This is a genomic window from Agrobacterium vacciniicorymbosi (assembly GCF_040427045.1).
Classification (GTDB): domain Bacteria; phylum Pseudomonadota; class Alphaproteobacteria; order Rhizobiales; family Rhizobiaceae; genus Agrobacterium.
The window spans coordinates 1-16,525 of sequence record NZ_JBETMF010000024.1; the positions used below are offsets into that span (position 1 = coordinate 1).

Below are 16,525 nucleotides of genomic sequence, written 5' to 3' on the forward strand. Positions count from 1 at the left end.
GAGGATAAGAGCCCGATTGTCGATACATGGTGGCAGACGGAAACCGGCGGCATTCTGATCACGCCGCTGCCCGGTGCGACCGATCTCAAACCTGGCTCGGCCACGCGTCCCTTCTTCGGCGTGCAGCCGCAGCTGGTCGATGCCGAGGGCAAGGTGCTGGAAGGGGCAGCGGACGGCAATCTCTGCATTGCCGATAGCTGGCCCGGTCAATCGCGCACCGTCTATGGCGACCACCAGCGCTTCATCGACACCTACTTCTCGACCTACAAGGGCAAATACTTCACCGGCGATGGCTGCCGTCGCGATGAGGATGGCTATTACTGGATCACCGGGCGCGTCGATGACGTGCTTAACGTGTCCGGCCATCGTCTTGGTACGGCAGAAGTCGAATCGGCCCTCGTGTCGCACAATCTCGTCTCCGAGGCTGCGGTGGTGGGCTACCCGCATTCCATCAAGGGACAGGGCATCTACTGCTATGTCACGCTGATGGCGGGGCAAACCGGAGACGATGCTCTTCGCGCCGAACTCGTCAAGCATGTGCGCAACGAAATCGGTCCCGTCGCCACGCCGGACAAGATCCAGTTCTCGCCCGGCCTGCCAAAAACCCGCTCGGGCAAGATCATGCGCCGCATCCTGCGCAAGATCGCTGAGGATGACTTTGGCTCGCTGGGCGATACGTCCACGCTGGCCGATCCGGCTGTGGTCGATGATCTCATCGAGAACAGGCAGAATAAGGCGCAAGCGGCGTGATGCTCATTCTTTCTTTTCCTCACCAAGAGGCGAAGAAAGACGCGCTAAAGCACCCTGATCTTTCTGCCCTTTTTCAGAAAGGGCAGAATGCGCCGCATGTCTCTGGGGTGCAGTGCCACGCATCCGGCGGTCGGCTCATAGCCGGGGCGGATCATGTGCATGAAGATCGCAGAGCCCAGACTGCGGCGACGGGACGTAATGTTCCAGTCCAGTACGAGGCAGACGTCGTAAAGACCGTCCTGCCTCTGCATCTCCTCGTGGCTCTTCCGGAACGGTGCCTTGACTAGCCTGTTATAATTCGGATCATCCGGCGCATCGCACCACAGCATATCTCTTCGCGTACGATGCATCGTCAGCGATGTTTTCAAGGCGGCCACCCGATCGCCCCGGTGAAAACCGTAAAGAACGGCCATGGTCGTGATCGGGGTTTTGCCGTCGCCTTCGCGTTTCAGGGCCGTGCGTCCATTACGACCGATGGCGGCGGGAAAGGTCAGGCGGCCCAATTGCAGCAAAGCGCGACTTTTATTGCGCGGGGCGGGCCGAACCAGCAGTTTTGAGGGGGATTTTTGCTGTTTTTTTGCGCCTGTTGCCATAGTTCTCACGAGATTTTGCTTTGCAGGTGTGCCAACGTGACCTCATAGCTCCGCGTTACAGAGCGACGAAGGGTTGACGGCGCGGCGTCAAACCGCTGAATTAGCTCACGAAAGCGAAAAGCATGTCGGCACCGACAACCGCTGAACACTTTGGCGCGATATGCTTTAATATACAAAGAAAGGCTGAGATATCCCATGACGGCCCGTACACTTCTTCTGGTGGATGACGACGACGACCTGCGCGAGACCCTTGCCGAGCAATTGTCTCCTTACGAGGAGTTCTCGCTTCTGACCGGCGCCAATGCCAATGCTGCCATCCAGACAGCAAAATCGACGCAGGTCGATCTGCTCATCATGGATGTCGGCTTGCCTGATATGGACGGGCGCGAGGCGGTGAAGCTGATGCGCAAGAACGGCTTCAAGTCCCCCATCATCATGCTGACCGGCCACGACACGGATTCCGACACCATCCTCGGCCTAGAGGCCGGTGCGAACGACTATGTCACCAAGCCGTTCCGCTTTGCGGTGCTTCTGGCCCGTATTCGTGCGCAGCTGCGCCAGTATGAGCAGAGCGAGGACGCCGTCTTCACCGTTGGCCCGTATCAGTTCAAGCCGAGCCAGAAGCTGCTGACCACCGAAGACGGCAAGAAAATCCGCCTCACGGAAAAGGAAGCGGCGATCATCCGTTATCTCTACCGCGCAGGCAGTGCCGTCGTCACGCGCGACGTCCTGCTGGAAGAGGTCTGGGGTTACAATTCCGGCGTCACCACCCACACGCTCGAAACCCACGTCTACCGCCTGCGCCAGAAAATCGAGCGCGATCCGTCCAATGCCGAACTTCTCGTCACCGAGAATGGCGGCTACAAGATCGTTCCCTGATTATTCCGGCACTCGCAGGAATTGATCGCGTGAAATTAATAGAGGCGTGGCCCTTGTCTTGGCCGCGCCTTTGTTCGAAAACCGTTGTGATTGCAAGTCCGGGGTTTCGAACGATATGGCATTGAACGACGACATCCAGCTCCTGGCCAAGGTGCCCCTGTTTCAGGGCTTTACCGACGACCAGCTGCGTCTGATCGCCTTCGGTGCCGAGCGGCGCAGGATTGCCGAGGGCCAGGCCCTGTTTCGCGAACATTCCCCCGCCGAATGCGCCTTCGTCATCGCCCGCGGCGGCTTTTATCTCTATAGCACCGGCCGCAGCGGCAAGGCCGAACTTCAGGCAACGCCTACCTCGGGCACCCTGCTCTCGGAACTGGCGCTGTTCACGCTGTGCGAACGTAAATACACCGCAGTCGCCACGGAAGATTCCGAAGTCATCCGCATCACCCGCATCCTCTTCCACCGCATGATCGAAGAATTCCCAGATATTGCCGATGTCGTCCTGACCCGCATCCGCGACAACATCGCAGCCCTCTCTGCTGGCGCCACCGCGCTTCAGGGGCGATTTTCTTAAGTAGATGCGGGCATTTTAGTATTCTGATACGGATGTGTGGGTGACGACAATGCGTGAATATATCGGACTGATACATAAGGACGCCGATAGCGATTACGGCGTCTCTTTCCCCGATTTTCCCGGTGTTGTGACGGCTGGAATTGATCTTGATGATGCGCGGCGTATGGCCAGGGAAGCGCTTGAGCTTCATGTCCAAGGGATGATGGAAGATGGCCAAGCCATTCCGGAGCCTTCAAGGCCAGATGTTGAAAAATCAGCTTTCACCCTCATTCCTGTGCTCGTCACAGGAATCTAGTCAGCCCAAGTCCTTGGGCTGAGAGAACTCTTTCCGCCGCGCAGACGCGCGACGACTGGATTCCTGTCACGAGGACAGGAATGAGGGCGGTTGCGGTTGAACTAATTTCAAAACTTGAACCGCGCCGTCACGGGCACGTGGTCTGACGGACGGTTCCAGCCGCGGGCTTCGCGCAGGATGTCGATGCCCTCCAGTGAGGGGCCAAGGTCTTGTGAGGACCAGATGTGGTCGAGGCGGCGGCCGCGGTCGGCGGCTTCCCAGTCCTTGGCGCGGTAGCTCCACCAGGTGTAAATCTTTTCGCTATCAGGCACGTTGAGGCGCATCAGGTCGAGCCAGTTGCCCTTTTTCATGATCTCCAGCAGGCCTTCCGTCTCAACCGGCGTGTGGCTGACGATTTTCAAGAGCTGCTTGTGCGACCAGACGTCGTTTTCGAGCGGCGCGATGTTGAGATCGCCTACCAGAATGGAGGAAGTGCCGGGAACGCCATCGGCGCTCAGCGCCTTCATCTCCTCGATGAAATCCAGCTTGTGACCGAATTTCGGATTGATCGCGCGATCCGGCTCATCGCCACCGGCAGGAACGTAGAAATTATGCAGGCGAATTCTGCGCGAGCCGACCTGCACGATGCCGGATATGTGGCGCGCATCGCCAATGCCGCAATAATCCTGACGATGGTCTTCGGTCAGCGGCAGCCTGGAGGCAATCGCCACGCCGTGATAGCCCTTCTGGCCATGAATGATGACATGTTCATAGCCGAGCGCCTTCAGGGGCTTCAGCGGAAACTCGCCATTCGGGCATTTCGTTTCCTGCAGGCAGATGACATCGGGTTGGTAACGCACCAGAAACTGCTCGACAATCGGCATGCGCAGCCGCACCGAGTTGATGTTCCATGTGGTTATCGAGAAGGTCATGCCTGCGCTCCGTTCGTCCTTTAGGGAAAGGTGGAGGCAGGCTTATAACATCGGCCCGGAAACGGGAATCCTTTTCTCCCGGACAATGCTGGGAAAAATTCTGAATGAAGGAGCAGCGATTGCGTCAGCCGCGACCGCGCACTTCCTCGTAATTGATGGCAAAAACCTTGTCGTCGAGGGCCATGCCCGTCTGGACGTTGAAAATCATCACCGTCGTGTCCTTGTTCTGCGCATCCGTCGTGGTCCACTGGCGTAGATCGAAGGTCTTGGGGTCGAACATCAGGGTAATGGTGCTATCGCCGAAAATGCTTTTGTCACCCAGAACGATGGTGGTGAGATCGGACTCTTCCTTCACATCGCGAACCTTCTGGTGGTTCAGGTCGATCTTGTCGGCGAGAAGCAGGCTGAGCGGGGTTTTCGACAGCGGATAGAGATCCCACGTCTTCAGCTTGTTGTTGCCGATGACGACATTCTTGCCATCGGAAATCACGCGCATTGGCGATGGGTCTTCATAGTTGAAGCGCAGCTTGCCGGGGCGGGCGATGTAGAATTTGCCACCAGTCTGTTCGCCGCGCGGACCGAACTGGACGAATTCGCCCATCATGGTTTTGACGGACGAGAAATGGTTTGCAATTTTCTGGGCGGTCGCATCGCCCTGCGCAAAGGCAGCCAGTGGCTGCAGCGCGGCGAAAGCTGCCGTTGCCGAAAACAGGGTCATTACGCCACGGCGCGTCATCGGGCTTTCAAGCCCGGCGGACTGCGCGGAAACGACCGGAATAGTCTTTTTCATTCTTTTCTCCTTCATCGCTTTCCTATTGCCGAAAAAACGCGGCGGCTTCATGACATCAGGGGTTTGCTATAACGCCAAAGCCGAGCCTTGGTTGCTGATATCTGCGTGAAGATGCGTGGTATTCAGCAACCGGGCCAGTGGATTGACGTGCTTTTGCCTGTTGCGATCAATCCTGTTCGGTCGGCACCAGAATTTCGCGTTTGCCGGCATGGTTGGCAGGTCCGATGATGCCTTCCTGCTCCATACGCTCGATCAGCGAGGCGGCACGGTTGTAACCGATACCGAGGCGGCGCTGGACATAGGAGGTGGAGGCCTTTCCATCACGCAGCACGACGGCGACGGCCTGATCGTATGGATCGTCTGATTCGGCCATGTTGCCCGTGCCTGCGGGGCCGCCGCCGTCTTCGTCCTCATCTTCTTCGGTGATGGATTCGAGATATTCAGGCGCGCCTTGGGTCTTCAGATAGGCAACGATGTCCTCGACTTCATTATCGGCCACGAATGGGCCATGAACACGCTGAATGCGCCCGCCACCGGCCATATAGAGCATGTCGCCCATGCCCAGCAGCTGTTCGGCACCCTGCTCACCCAGAATGGTGCGGCTGTCGATCTTGGAGGTGACCTGGAAGGAGATACGGGTCGGGAAGTTAGCCTTGATCGTACCGGTGATGACGTCCACCGATGGGCGCTGCGTGGCCATGATGACGTGGATGCCAGCCGCACGCGCCATCTGCGCCAGGCGCTGGACCGCGCCTTCGATATCCTTGCCGGCAACCATCATCAGGTCGGCCATTTCGTCGATGATGACGACGATATAGGGCAATGGCTTCAGGTCGAACTCTTCGGTCTCATACATGGCCTCGCCGGTCTGGCGGTCGAAACCGGTCTGCACGGTACGGGTCAGCACTTCGCCCTTGTCCAGCGCCTGCTGAACGCGGGTGTTGAAGCCATCGATGTTGCGCACACCGATCTTGGACATCTTCTTGTAGCGCTCTTCCATCTCGCGCACGGTCCATTTCAGCGCAACCACGGCCTTCTTCGGATCGGTGACGACGGGAGACAGCAGATGCGGAATACCATCGTAAACCGACAGTTCCAGCATTTTCGGGTCGATCATGATCAGGCGGCACTGTTCCGGCGTCATGCGGTAGAGCAGCGACAGGATCATGGTGTTGATGGCAACCGACTTACCAGAACCCGTGGTACCGGCGACCAGAAGATGTGGCATCTTGGCCAGATCGGCAATCACCGCTTCGCCGCCAATGGTCTTGCCCAGCGACATGGGCAGCTTGGCCTTGTTGTTTTCGAAATCACGCGAAGCAATCAACTCGCGTAGATAGACCGTCTCGCGAATCTTGTTCGGCAGTTCGATGCCGATGGCGTTGCGGCCAGGCACGACGGCAACGCGGGCGGCAATCGCGCTCATGGAGCGGGCGATATCGTCGGCAAGGCCGATGACGCGCGAGGACTTGATACCCGGTGCGGGCTCCAGCTCGTACATGGTCACGACAGGGCCGGGACGAACATGGATGATCTCGCCCTTGACGCCGAAATCCTCCAGCACGCCTTCCAGCCTGCGGGCATTCTGTTCCAGAACCTCTGCGGAGAGCGTGGTATCGCGAACAACGTTTTTCGGCTCTGCCAGAAGATGGACGGAAGGCAGCTGGAAACCGTCTGCAGCAATGAAGGAGGTTTGCGCATCGCGCGCCACGCGGTCGCTCGGCTTTGGGCGGGGAGGCGGGGCAGTGATACGGGTCTGTCCGACAGGCGGGCGCGGCGAGAACTTCGTGTCGCCGGACAACACGCCATCGGGCAGGCTGTCCTCGTCATCGAGGTCGTCATCATCACCCATGGAAATCGGTGGCGGCGAGATTTCGCGGCGCGCACGGGCTTCGGCCCGCTCTTCGAAGGACGGTTCAGCGCGATCCAGCCGGTTGATTGCGGTCTTGAGACGCGATGGCTCGTTCAGCGTGCCGAATTCATAATCGTTGAAATCATAGGGTTGTTCGAATTCATTGCGCATCGACTTCGGCTTGAGGCCGAACAGACGGCGGAATCGAGCCTGGGTGATGTACCAGTGATGGGTGAGCAGACCGATGGCGAGGAAATTGCTGAAGAATCCTTCGCCGTCATCCTCATCCTCTTCGACAGCGTCCTGCACCTTGCGGGCCTTGGACGGCGCTGCGGCCTGCGCCACCAGCAGGTCATCCTCTTCATCGGGCGCGCCGAGCAGACCGGACGCAAACAACATCAGCCATGCGGAGGGGATGGCGAAGATGACGCCGAGAACCGTGGCGAATGTGCCGGTGGGATAGGCACCGATGAACAACGCAGGAAAACGCAGGATCATATCACCAACAACGCCGCCGATACCGTTGGGCAGTGGCCACGTCAAAGGCGCTGGAAAGCAGCCGAGCGAGGCGGATGCAATGAAAGCACCGCTGATCCAGGCGACGAGACGGGCGGGGATACGATGGAATTTGCGGCCCGAGATCAGCGCGAAAGCCCAGGCAAGAATGGGCAGCATGGCAATGAGCGCCGACAGGCCCAGAAACTGCATCATGATATCGGCAAAGATCGCGCCGCTGCGCCCCAGCAGATTGGTCGGTTCGTTGCCCGTGGCGTAGGACAGACTTGGATCGGCGACATTCCAGGTGGCCAATGCGGTAATGCCCAGTGCCAGCACGCCGAGAACGGCGAAACCACACAGGGCCATGATCTGGCGCACCACAAATGCCGTCAGCACGAAGCGGTTATCACGACCATTGAATGTCGGTGAATTCACTCTGTCCATAATCTGAACCTGTCGTTCTTTTCGTTGCTTCCGAAGTCCGCGCCAGAGCGACGCAGACGGGATGACAGGCCAAAGTACCGGCTTGGTGGTTAATATGGCATTAACCATGCAAAATCAGCTGTAACCAATGGTTTTTGAAACGAAAAAAGCCCGACTTTTGCCGGGCTTTTCGATTGTTCGGTGTCGGGCGGTCGTTTGATCGACCACCCTTTGCCAGGGCTTAGGAGTGGTAAGCCGCTTCGCCGTGGGAGGCCAGATCGAGACCTTCGCGTTCGGCTTCGACCGGAACACGCAGACCAACGATGATGTCGACGACCTTGTAGAGGATCGCAGAGCCGATACCGGTCCACAGGAGCGTGATGACCACGGCCTGAGCCTGAACCATGAACTGGCCGCTCATGGTCTGTTCGCCTGCATAACCAACGCCGCCCAGCGATGCGCTGGCGAAGATGCCGGTTGCGAGCGCACCGAAGATACCGCCGACGCCGTGGACGCCGAAGACGTCTGCCGTGTCGTCATAGCCGAACTTGTTCTTCACGACCGAGACGAAGAAGTAGCACAGTGGCGAGACGATGATGCCCATGACGATGGCGCCCATGGGGCCAACGATACCGGCTGCCGGTGTGATGGCAACCAGACCGGCGATCATGCCGGATGCAGCGCCCAGCATGGATGCTTTGCCGCGGGTGAAGGTTTCGACAACGCACCACGACAGGATAGCAGCAGCCGTTGCAACGAAGGTGTTGACGGTTGCGAGCATTGCGCCGCTGGAAGCTTCCAGGTTGGAACCGGCGTTGAAGCCGAACCAGCCGACCCAGAGCATGGCTGCACCGACATAGGTCAGCGTCATGGAGTGAGGCGCCATCATGTCCTTGCCGAAGCCCGTGCGCTTGCCAACCATGATCGCACCGATCAGACCGGCAACACCGGCGTTGATGTGAACGACCGTGCCGCCAGCAAAGTCGAGAGCGCCGAGGCCGAAGAGGTAGCCCTTTGCGTCCCAAACCATGTGGGCAATCGGGAAGTAGACGAAGGTGACCCAGAGAATGCAGAACAGGATGGAAGCGGAGAACTTGATGCGCTCAGCAAAGGCACCGATGATCAGTGCCGGTGTGATGGCAGCAAATGTCATCTGGAACATCACGAAGATGAATTCCGGAATGACGACGCCCTGCGAGAAGGTCGCAGCCGTGCTGTCCTTCGTTACGCCAGACAGGAACATCTTGGCGAAGCCACCGAAGAACGGGCTTTCGGAACCGCCGAAGGCAAAGGAATAACCGTAGACGACCCAGATGATCATGACGCTGGCAGCAATGACAGTGACCTGCATCAGCACCGACAGCATGTTCTTGCTGCGAACCAGACCACCGTAAAACAGTCCCAGACCCGGAATGATCATGAACAGCACGAGGATGGTGGCAAGGAACATGAAGGCGGTGTCGCCCTTGTCAGGCACAGGTGCTGCAGCAGCTGCTGCTACCGCTGGAGCCGCTGCATCCTGCGCGAAGGCTGCAATCGGGGCCAGAAGGGCCGCCGCACTGGCGCCAAGCGCGCTGAGTGTGGAAATCTTGTTGAATTGCATGGTTTGAAAACTCCCCTGTCAGCCGTGCTTAGAGCGCTTCTGTGTTTGTTTCGCCGGTACGGATGCGCACGGCCTGTTCAATCGAGTAGACGAAAATCTTGCCGTCGCCGATCTGCCCTGTCTTTGCGGAAGACGCGATGGCTTCAACGGCCTTCTCCACCAGATCGGACGCGACAGCGATTTCGATCTTCAACTTGGGAAGAAAGCTGACCGCGTATTCGGTGCCGCGATAAATTTCGGTATGTCCCTTCTGGCGTCCGTAACCCTTCACTTCGGTCACGGTCAGGCCCTGAATACCGACAGCGGTGAGTGCTTCACGCACTTCGTCCAGCTTGAACGGCTTGATAATGGCCATCACAATTTTCATCTGGTTTCCCATCCTTTGTTTGTCTCGGCACGAAGCCGACTTGTCCCGACGCTGGCAGATCAGTAACAGCGACTGATCTCCTACATTCAAGGCGCGTGCCAGTTTGATGGGTCCGGCATAAGTTATTGAAAAGTAAAGCCTATAATAAATTCGTCTGGAAAATAGGCACTTGTTTGCGCGCTATGCGCGCAATTAATATGCAAAATTTACAAAATGCCCATTATTTAATCATTTGCCAATTTGCGAATCAGGCCTTCCTGCGCCATGGAGGCCACAAGCACACCATCGCGGGTAAACAGGCTCCCGCGTGTTAGCCCGCGGGCGCCCGATGCGCTGGGGCTATCCTGCGTGTAGAGCAGCCAGTCATCCAGCTTGCAGGGACGGTGAAACCACATGGCGTGGTCGAGACTTGCGGCCTGGACGGCAGGGTCGAAGATCGTCGTGCCGTGGGCGTAAAGCGACGTATCGAGCAGCGTCATATCCGAGAGATAGGCAAGCACGGCGGCTTGATAATGCCGGTCGGCAGGCACGTCGCCCACGGCCCGCACCCAAATATCCTGATGCGGATCAAGCTTTTCCCTGGAAATATAGTGGGTCAGCGACACCGGCCGGATCTCGATAGGGCGCTTGTTTTCCCAATATTTGCGGATTGCGGGCGGGGCCTTGGCCAGAAACGCATCGCGCATCTGGTCTTCGCTCATCAAGTCCTCGGGCTGCGGCACCTTGGGGATCGAAGCCTGATGGTCAAAACCGCCCTCATCGATCTGGAAAGACGCCGACATGGAAAAAATCGCATGGCCGTGCTGGATGGCGACGATGCGCCGCGTTGCAAAACTTGCCCCATCGCGAATGCGGTCGACCTGATAGATGATCGGCACTTTCGGGTCGCCAGAGCGCATGAAATAGGCGTGCAGCGAGTGGACGAAACGGTCGTCACTCACCGTGCGCTGCGCCGCCATCAGGGCCTGGGCAATGACTTGCCCGCCGAAAACGCGCTGCCAGCCAACCTGCGGGCTTGTGCCGCGAAACAGATTTTCCTCGAGCTTTTCCAGATCAAGCGTGGAAATCAGTTTTTCGAGCGGGGCGGCATTTTCAAGAGGGCGCGACATTTTCGACATGCTCCGGCTGTAGGAAGACCTAAATGAATGATCTATAGTGCAGGCGTGATATTCACAAGAATGCGAGGAGAAGACGCGATGTTCGATGTGGTGGTTGCCGGCGGCGGATATGTTGGATTGAGCGTTGCGGTGGCCATCAAGCAGGCCGCCCCGCATCTGGATGTGCAGGTCATCGAGGCCGCCCCTGATGATGTCTGGAAAAAGGACATGCGCGCCTCCGCCATCATCGCCGCCGCCACCCGCATGCTGCAAGTCTTTGGCATCTGGGACGAGCTTCTGCCGGAAGCCCAGCCGATCAACAAAATGATCGTGACGGATTCCAAGACCTCCGATCCCGCGCGCCCCGTCTTCCTAACTTTCGATGGCGAAGTCGCCGAGGGCCAGCCTTTTGCCCATATGATCCCAAATGTCGCGATGGTCGGTGCCCTGCGTGGTGTTTGCGAAAAGCTCGGCGTCACCATTCGCCATGGCCTCAGTGTCACCGGCTTCGAAGCGCAACATCGCAGCAACGTGGTCACCCTGTCCGATGGCTCGACTTTCGAGACCCGGTTGCTGGTGGCCTGCGACGGCGTTCGCTCGGCCTTGCGCGATATGGCGGGCATCAAGACCGTGCACTGGGCCTATGATCAATCCGGCATCGTCACGACCGTGGAGCATGAGCGCCCGCATAATGGCTGTGCCGAAGAACATTTCCTGCCATCCGGGCCTTTCGCCATTTTGCCGCTCAAGGGCAATCGCTCGTCGCTGGTCTGGACGGAACGCACCGCCGATGCCGACCGGTTGGTGGCAGCCGACGATCTTTTGTTCGAAGAGGAGCTGGAGCGCCGCTTTGGCCACAAGCTCGGCCCGATCAGACCGGTCGGTCCACGGCGGGCCTTTCCGCTCGGCCTGACACTTGCCCGAGCCTTCGTGGCGCCGCGTCTGGCGCTGGCGGGCGATGCCGCCCATGGCATCCACCCGATTTCCGGCCAGGGCCTCAATCTCGGCTTCAAGGATGTCGCCGCTTTGGCGGAAACCATCGTGGAGGCGGATCGCCTCGGTCTCGATATCGGATCGCTCAACGTGCTGGAGCGCTACCAGTCGTGGCGGCGGTTCGACACGGTGCGTATGGGTATCACGACAGATGTGCTGAACCGACTGTTTTCCAATGATGTCGGCCCCATCAGGATCGCCCGCGATTTCGGCCTTGGCATCGTGGACCGGATTCCGGGCCTCAAATCCTATTTCATCGGTCAGGCGGCAGGCACTGCCGATCCCAACGGTCCACGCCTGCTGGCTGGCCAACCGCTCTAATGTGACAAAGCCTGGAACGACACGATTCACGATCTGGTGGAGCGTCGAACCACTGTGGCCCAGATATAGCCGTGAACAAAAGCTGAATCAGAGGGAGTCAGCGATTCGTCGCTGATTCGTTCGCAGCCTGTTCCGAATCGTCATTTTCAATGTTTATGACGCAAAAATCGCGGCAATTTCAGCTTTGATGCATTCCTTCCTTGCCTTTGCGCGTCGCGATTGCCATGTGTGGTGGACGATGCGGAGGAATGTTTTCCGAATGTGTTGTAAAACAATCAGTTAGTCGATTTCACGGATAGTACGTTGAATTTTCGCCCCATGATCTTGAGCGGCCGCGGTGTTACGGCCGTTCTTGGCCCGACCAATACCGGCAAGACGCATTATGCCATTGAACGCATGGTCGCGCATGGAAGCGGTGTCATCGGCCTGCCCCTGCGGCTGCTTGCCCGCGAGGTCTATACGCGGCTGGTGGAAAAGGTCGGCGCGCCCAATGTGGCGCTCGTCACCGGCGAAGAGAAGATTTCTCCACCCAAAGCGAAATATTCCGTCTGCACCGTCGAGGCCATGCCGCGTGAAACGACTGCAGCCTTCGTCGCTATCGATGAGGTGCAGCTTGCTGGCGATCTAGAGCGCGGCCACATCTTCACCGACCGCATTCTGCATCTACGCGGACGCGAGGAAACGCTGCTTTTGGGCGCGGGCACCATGCGGCCCATTCTGGAAAAGCTGCTGCCCGGCATCGTCGTAGTTGAACGGCCCCGCCTGTCGCAGCTGTTTTATGCCGGACAGAAGAAAATCACCCGCCTGCCGCAACGAACCGCCATCGTCGCCTTTTCCGCAGAAGAGGTCTACGCGATTGCCGAACTGGTGCGCCGTCAGCGCGGTGGTGCCGCGGTGGTGCTGGGCGCACTGTCGCCACGCACCCGCAATGCGCAGGTCGGCCTTTATCAAAACGGAGACGTTGAATATCTGGTCGCGACGGATGCCATCGGCATGGGCCTCAACCTCGACGTCGATCATGTGGCCTTTGCGCAGGACCGCAAATTCGACGGTTATCAGTTCCGCAATCTCAACCCCGGTGAAATGGGCCAGATCGCCGGTCGCGCCGGTCGCCATCTGCGCGATGGCACCTTTGGTGTGACGGGTCGCGTCGATCCGCTGGATGACGAACTGGTGGAACGCGTCGAATCGCATCAGTTCGATGCGGTCAAAGTGCTGCAATGGCGCACCAAGAATTTCGATTATTCCTCCATCGCCAATCTGCGCGGAAGTCTCGATGCGGCCCCTACCGTTCAGGGGCTGTCGCGCGCTTTGCCCGCCATCGACCAGCAGGCACTGGAATATCTGTCGCGTTACCCTGAAATCATCGACGTCACCACCAATGCCGAGCGGGTGGAAAAACTGTGGGAGGCCTGCGCGCTGCCGGATTATCGCCGCATCGCGCCTGCACAACACGCCGATCTGATTTCGACACTCTACTTCGACCTCGTCAAACGCGGTGCCGTCAACGAGGATTTCATGGCCGAACAGGTGCGCCGGGCGGACCGCACCGACGGAGAGATCGATACGCTTTCTGCAAGGATTGCGCAGATCAGAACATGGACGTATGTATCAAACCGCCCAGGATGGCTTGCCGATCCGACACACTGGCAAGAAAAGACGCGGGAAATCGAAGATCGATTGTCCGATGCTCTACATGAAAGGTTGACGAAACGCTTTGTTGATCGCAGGACATCTGTGCTCATGAGGCGCCTAAGAGAGAATGCGATGCTTGAAGCTGAAATCAGTGTGAATGGTGATGTCTTTGTTGAAGGACATCATGTCGGCCAATTGGCGGGTTTCCGGTTTACACCGGTGGCCGGAGCTGAAGGGCCAGATGCCAAGGCTGTGCAAGGAGCAGCGCAGAAGGCGCTTGCGCTGGAATACGAGGCGCGGGCTGCGCGCCTGCATGCCAGCGGCAATGGCGATCTTGCGTTAAGCTCGGATGGGCTTGTGCGCTGGCTGGGTGAGCCCGTTGCACGCCTTTCGGCTGGCGACAACATCATGAAGCCGCGCGTCATCATCCTGGCAGATGAACAGTTGAGCGGAAATGCGCGTGACCATGCGGTTGCCCGTATCGAGCGCTTCGTCAACCACCAGATCGCAACCGTGCTGAAGCCGCTGGACGATATTTCCCGCGCCGAAGACCTTCAGGGTCTGGCAAAGGGTCTCGCCTTCCAGCTGGTGGAAAATCTCGGCGTGCTGTTCCGTCGCGACGTGACTGAAGAGGTCAAGACGCTGGATCAGGATGCGCGCGCCTCCATGCGCCGCTATGGCATCCGCTTCGGCGCTTACCACGTCTTCCTGCCTGCATTGCTGAAGCCCGCTCCTGCCGAGCTCGTGACGCTGCTCTGGGCCCTGAAGAATGACGGTCTGGGCAAGCCCGGTTACGGCGATCTCATTCCCGTGCTGGCCGCTGGCCGTACATCCGTCGTCACCGACAGCAGCTATGAGCGCATGTTCTACAAGCTCGCGGGCTTCCGTTTCCTCGGCAAGCGTGCGGTGCGTATCGACATTCTCGAGCGTCTGGCTGATCTCATCCGTCCGCTGTTGCAGTGGAAGCCAGGCACACAGCCGCGTCCGGAAGGTGCCTATGACGGCCGTCGTTTCACCACTACGACAGCCATGCTCTCCATTCTGGGTGCCACGCTCGATGATATGGAAGAAATCCTCAAAGGCCTCGGTTACCGCGCCGATCAGGTGAGCGCCGAAGACGCTGCGGCCTTCCTGGGTGGCCAGACTGTAGATGCGGCCAAGCCGAGTGCAGATGCTGGCGAAACCGTGGCTGAGGAGGCTGCAGGCACCGAAGAAGCCTCTCAGGACGATGCCGACACGCAGGCGACCTCGGAAGAAGCTGCCGCTCCTGTCGAGGCTGTTGCTGAAGCAGCGGTCGAGGCAAAGCCAGACGAGGCAAAGGCCGACGACGCGACAGGTTCGGACGCCGTTGCGACCGAAGCTGTCGAGCCGAAGCCTGTTCTTCTGTGGCGTCCAGGTGGCCGCAGCGACAACCAGCGCAGCGACAACCGCCGCCCAGCCAACCGCAACCATAGCGAACGCCGTGCAGAGGGTGGCGAAGAGCGTCAGGGCCAGCCGCGTAGCAATGCCAACCGCGAGGGTGATCGCAAGCGTGACGGCGACCGCAAGCGCGAGGGTGCCCGCCCAGACCGCAATGGCGGCAACAATAACCGCAACGAGCGCCATGACCGTGGCGAGCGCAAGGATCGCCCAGATCGCAACGACCGTGGCGGCAAGCCGCAGGGTCAGCAGCGTTTCGAGGCAAAACCACCCCGCAAGGAGAAGCCGCTTGACCCGGATTCACCTTTCGCAAAACTGGCTGCTCTCAAGGAACAGCTGAAGAAGTAAGATCAGAGCCTCCTGCTTGTCGTAAAAGCAGGAGGCTTTTTCCATTTATGGTCCAACGCATATCTGGACGGAAAACCACAGCGTAGTTTCTGGAATGCTCGATGGGTGAGAAGCAACAGCCACAGGACGCAGGGCGTCAGCGCCTCGACAAATGGCTTTTCTTCGCCCGCATGGCAAAATCCCGCTCGCTTGCCCAAAGTTATATCCAGTCCGGCAATGTTCGCGTCAACGGTGCGCCCGTTCGCCAGCCGAGCCATATGGTGAAGATCGGCGACCGGCTGGATATCAGCTTCGAGCGCATGGACCGTATTCTTGTGGTCAAGGCATCCGGCGATAGGCGCGGGCCCTTTGAGGAAGCAAAGCTTCTATATGACGATGAAACCCCGCCGCGCCCTCCGGGCGAGCGTTTGACGCTTCTGGAGCAGGCAGTGCGCGAACCGGGCAGCGGCCGCCCGACAAAGAAAGAGCGCCGGGCACTCGACCGCTTCATGACCGAGAGCGGCGACGAATAACGCCACGCGCCCTATGCGCCAGCGCCTGTGGCGAAACTCAGCCCCGTCGTGAAAAGACTTTCCGGCAAATCGCATCGGTTGCTTGGAATAAACCACCAAGAAGCGCGGCTTTTTCAGTATGGTTTATCCTTGCTATATTGGGTCAAAGGCATTACCTCACTTGCCAAAATGCCCTGTCTGAATTCCGGGCGACGGCTTGTCTTTCAAGCCCTTTGACCCGGCCTGCATATCTGGAGTCCATCATGACGTATGTCGTGACCGATAACTGCATTCGCTGCAAATATACCGACTGCGTCGAGGTCTGCCCTGTCGATTGCTTCTATGAGGGTGAGAACTTTCTGGCGATCAATCCCGATGAATGCATCGATTGCGGTGTGTGCGAACCGGAATGTCCCGCAGAAGCCATCAAGCCGGACACGGAACCGGGTCTCGACAAGTGGCTGACGCTCAACGCCGAATATGCCGCCATCTGGCCCAACATCACCATCAAGCGCGACCCCATGCCTGAAGCCAAAGAAATGGACGGCGTTTCGGGAAAGCTCGACCTTTATTTCTCGGCAGAGCCCGGCAAGGGCGACTGACGATCCACGGCGTCATGCTCGGGCTTGTCCCACTACTGTCCGGTTTAAATCTGTAGACACGGCGCACGGTGTTGATTCTACTCGTAT

At 58.7% G+C, this 16,525-nt stretch carries 14 protein-coding genes and 1 pseudogene; 8 read left to right on the forward strand and 7 right to left on the reverse strand.

All coding sequences use genetic code 11. The annotated features are described in order from the left end of the window. Window positions 1–750, forward strand: a 750-nt coding sequence (locus tag ABUK73_RS23090) for an AMP-binding enzyme (RefSeq protein ID WP_353579286.1), incomplete at its 5' end; no start/stop codon positions are given. 44 nt (window positions 751–794) lie between these two features. On the opposite strand, the gene ABUK73_RS23095 is transcribed toward ABUK73_RS23090, so the two are convergent. Beyond that, window positions 795–1,343 (reverse strand): L,D-transpeptidase family protein, encoded by a 549-nt coding sequence (locus ABUK73_RS23095; RefSeq protein ID WP_353579287.1) that lies wholly within the window; start codon window positions 1,341–1,343, stop codon window positions 795–797. A 195-nt stretch (window positions 1,344–1,538) separates the two neighbouring features. Here ABUK73_RS23095 and ABUK73_RS23100 point away from each other — a divergent pair, with 195 nt between their 5' ends. The 3 genes and pseudogenes from ABUK73_RS23100 to ABUK73_RS23110 form a co-directional block, all read left to right on the forward strand. Beyond that, the gene (locus tag ABUK73_RS23100; RefSeq protein ID WP_113087478.1) at window positions 1,539–2,222 is read left to right on the forward strand and encodes a response regulator transcription factor; all 684 of its coding nucleotides are present in this window, start codon (window positions 1,539–1,541) and stop codon (window positions 2,220–2,222) included. Between the two features lie 115 nt (window positions 2,223–2,337). Next, on the forward strand, window positions 2,338–2,793 hold the full coding sequence (locus ABUK73_RS23105) for a cyclic nucleotide-binding domain-containing protein (protein WP_353579288.1): 456 nt from the start codon (window positions 2,338–2,340) through the stop codon (window positions 2,791–2,793). Window positions 2,794–2,842: 49 nt separating this feature from the next. After that, window positions 2,843–3,049: pseudogene (locus tag ABUK73_RS23110) on the forward strand (type II toxin-antitoxin system HicB family antitoxin); the annotation flags it as partial. Between the two features lie 146 nt (window positions 3,050–3,195). Here ABUK73_RS23110 and ABUK73_RS23115 read toward each other — a convergent pair. From ABUK73_RS23115 to tesB, 6 genes are all read right to left on the reverse strand, one after another. Then, a complete protein-coding gene (locus ABUK73_RS23115; protein ID WP_113087476.1) occupies window positions 3,196–3,999 on the reverse strand; it encodes an exodeoxyribonuclease III in 804 nt (267 codons plus the stop codon). 124 nt (window positions 4,000–4,123) lie between these two features. Further along, window positions 4,124–4,789, reverse strand: a complete 666-nt coding sequence (locus ABUK73_RS23120; protein WP_353579289.1) for an outer membrane lipoprotein carrier protein LolA — start codon at window positions 4,787–4,789, stop codon at window positions 4,124–4,126. A 166-nt stretch (window positions 4,790–4,955) separates the two neighbouring features. After that, window positions 4,956–7,583 (reverse strand): FtsK/SpoIIIE family DNA translocase, encoded by a 2,628-nt coding sequence (locus tag ABUK73_RS23125; protein ID WP_353579290.1) that lies wholly within the window; start codon window positions 7,581–7,583, stop codon window positions 4,956–4,958. 220 nt (window positions 7,584–7,803) lie between these two features. After that, window positions 7,804–9,165 carry an ammonium transporter gene (locus ABUK73_RS23130; RefSeq protein ID WP_113087473.1) on the reverse strand — a complete coding sequence of 454 codons (1,362 nt, stop codon included), beginning with the start codon at window positions 9,163–9,165 and terminating at the stop codon, window positions 7,804–7,806. Window positions 9,166–9,193: 28 nt separating this feature from the next. Further along, window positions 9,194–9,544 (reverse strand): P-II family nitrogen regulator, encoded by a 351-nt coding sequence (locus ABUK73_RS23135; RefSeq protein WP_045230924.1) that lies wholly within the window; start codon window positions 9,542–9,544, stop codon window positions 9,194–9,196. A gap of 212 nt (window positions 9,545–9,756) precedes the next feature. Continuing rightward, a complete protein-coding gene (tesB, locus tag ABUK73_RS23140) occupies window positions 9,757–10,641 on the reverse strand; it encodes an acyl-CoA thioesterase II (protein WP_353579291.1) in 885 nt (294 codons plus the stop codon). Between the two features lie 87 nt (window positions 10,642–10,728). Between tesB and ABUK73_RS23145 the strand changes: the two genes are divergently transcribed. The 4 genes from ABUK73_RS23145 to fdxA all read left to right on the forward strand — a co-directional run bounded on the left by ABUK73_RS23145 (window position 10,729) and on the right by fdxA (window position 16,438). Beyond that, the gene (locus tag ABUK73_RS23145; protein ID WP_353579292.1) at window positions 10,729–11,943 is read left to right on the forward strand and encodes a ubiquinone biosynthesis hydroxylase; all 1,215 of its coding nucleotides are present in this window, start codon (window positions 10,729–10,731) and stop codon (window positions 11,941–11,943) included. A gap of 318 nt (window positions 11,944–12,261) precedes the next feature. Beyond that, window positions 12,262–15,345, forward strand: coding sequence for a helicase-related protein (locus tag ABUK73_RS23150; protein WP_353579293.1), 3,084 nt, complete (start codon window positions 12,262–12,264; stop codon window positions 15,343–15,345). A 101-nt stretch (window positions 15,346–15,446) separates the two neighbouring features. After that, the gene (locus ABUK73_RS23155; protein WP_353579294.1) at window positions 15,447–15,857 is read left to right on the forward strand and encodes an RNA-binding S4 domain-containing protein; all 411 of its coding nucleotides are present in this window, start codon (window positions 15,447–15,449) and stop codon (window positions 15,855–15,857) included. Window positions 15,858–16,099: 242 nt separating this feature from the next. Continuing rightward, complete coding sequence (fdxA, locus tag ABUK73_RS23160) at window positions 16,100–16,438, forward strand: ferredoxin FdxA (RefSeq protein ID WP_067646240.1); 339 nt, start codon at window positions 16,100–16,102, stop codon at window positions 16,436–16,438. Window positions 16,439–16,525 lie beyond the last annotated feature (87 nt).

Coding starts and splice junctions, on each gene's coding strand:
- ABUK73_RS23095 (WP_353579287.1), bottom strand. CDS start 1,343: ATGGCAACAGGCGCAAAAAAACAGCAAAAATCCCCCTCAAAACTGCTG.
- ABUK73_RS23100 (WP_113087478.1), top strand. CDS start 1,539: ATGACGGCCCGTACACTTCTTCTGGTGGATGACGACGACGACCTGCGC.
- ABUK73_RS23105 (WP_353579288.1), top strand. CDS start 2,338: ATGGCATTGAACGACGACATCCAGCTCCTGGCCAAGGTGCCCCTGTTT.
- ABUK73_RS23115 (WP_113087476.1), bottom strand. CDS start 3,999: ATGACCTTCTCGATAACCACATGGAACATCAACTCGGTGCGGCTGCGC.
- ABUK73_RS23120 (WP_353579289.1), bottom strand. CDS start 4,789: ATGAAAAAGACTATTCCGGTCGTTTCCGCGCAGTCCGCCGGGCTTGAA.
- ABUK73_RS23125 (WP_353579290.1), bottom strand. CDS start 7,583: ATGGACAGAGTGAATTCACCGACATTCAATGGTCGTGATAACCGCTTC.
- ABUK73_RS23130 (WP_113087473.1), bottom strand. CDS start 9,165: ATGCAATTCAACAAGATTTCCACACTCAGCGCGCTTGGCGCCAGTGCG.
- ABUK73_RS23135 (WP_045230924.1), bottom strand. CDS start 9,544: ATGGGAAACCAGATGAAAATTGTGATGGCCATTATCAAGCCGTTCAAG.
- tesB (WP_353579291.1), bottom strand. CDS start 10,641: ATGTCGCGCCCTCTTGAAAATGCCGCCCCGCTCGAAAAACTGATTTCC.
- ABUK73_RS23145 (WP_353579292.1), top strand. CDS start 10,729: ATGTTCGATGTGGTGGTTGCCGGCGGCGGATATGTTGGATTGAGCGTT.
- ABUK73_RS23150 (WP_353579293.1), top strand. CDS start 12,262: ATGATCTTGAGCGGCCGCGGTGTTACGGCCGTTCTTGGCCCGACCAAT.
- ABUK73_RS23155 (WP_353579294.1), top strand. CDS start 15,447: ATGGGTGAGAAGCAACAGCCACAGGACGCAGGGCGTCAGCGCCTCGAC.
- fdxA (WP_067646240.1), top strand. CDS start 16,100: ATGACGTATGTCGTGACCGATAACTGCATTCGCTGCAAATATACCGAC.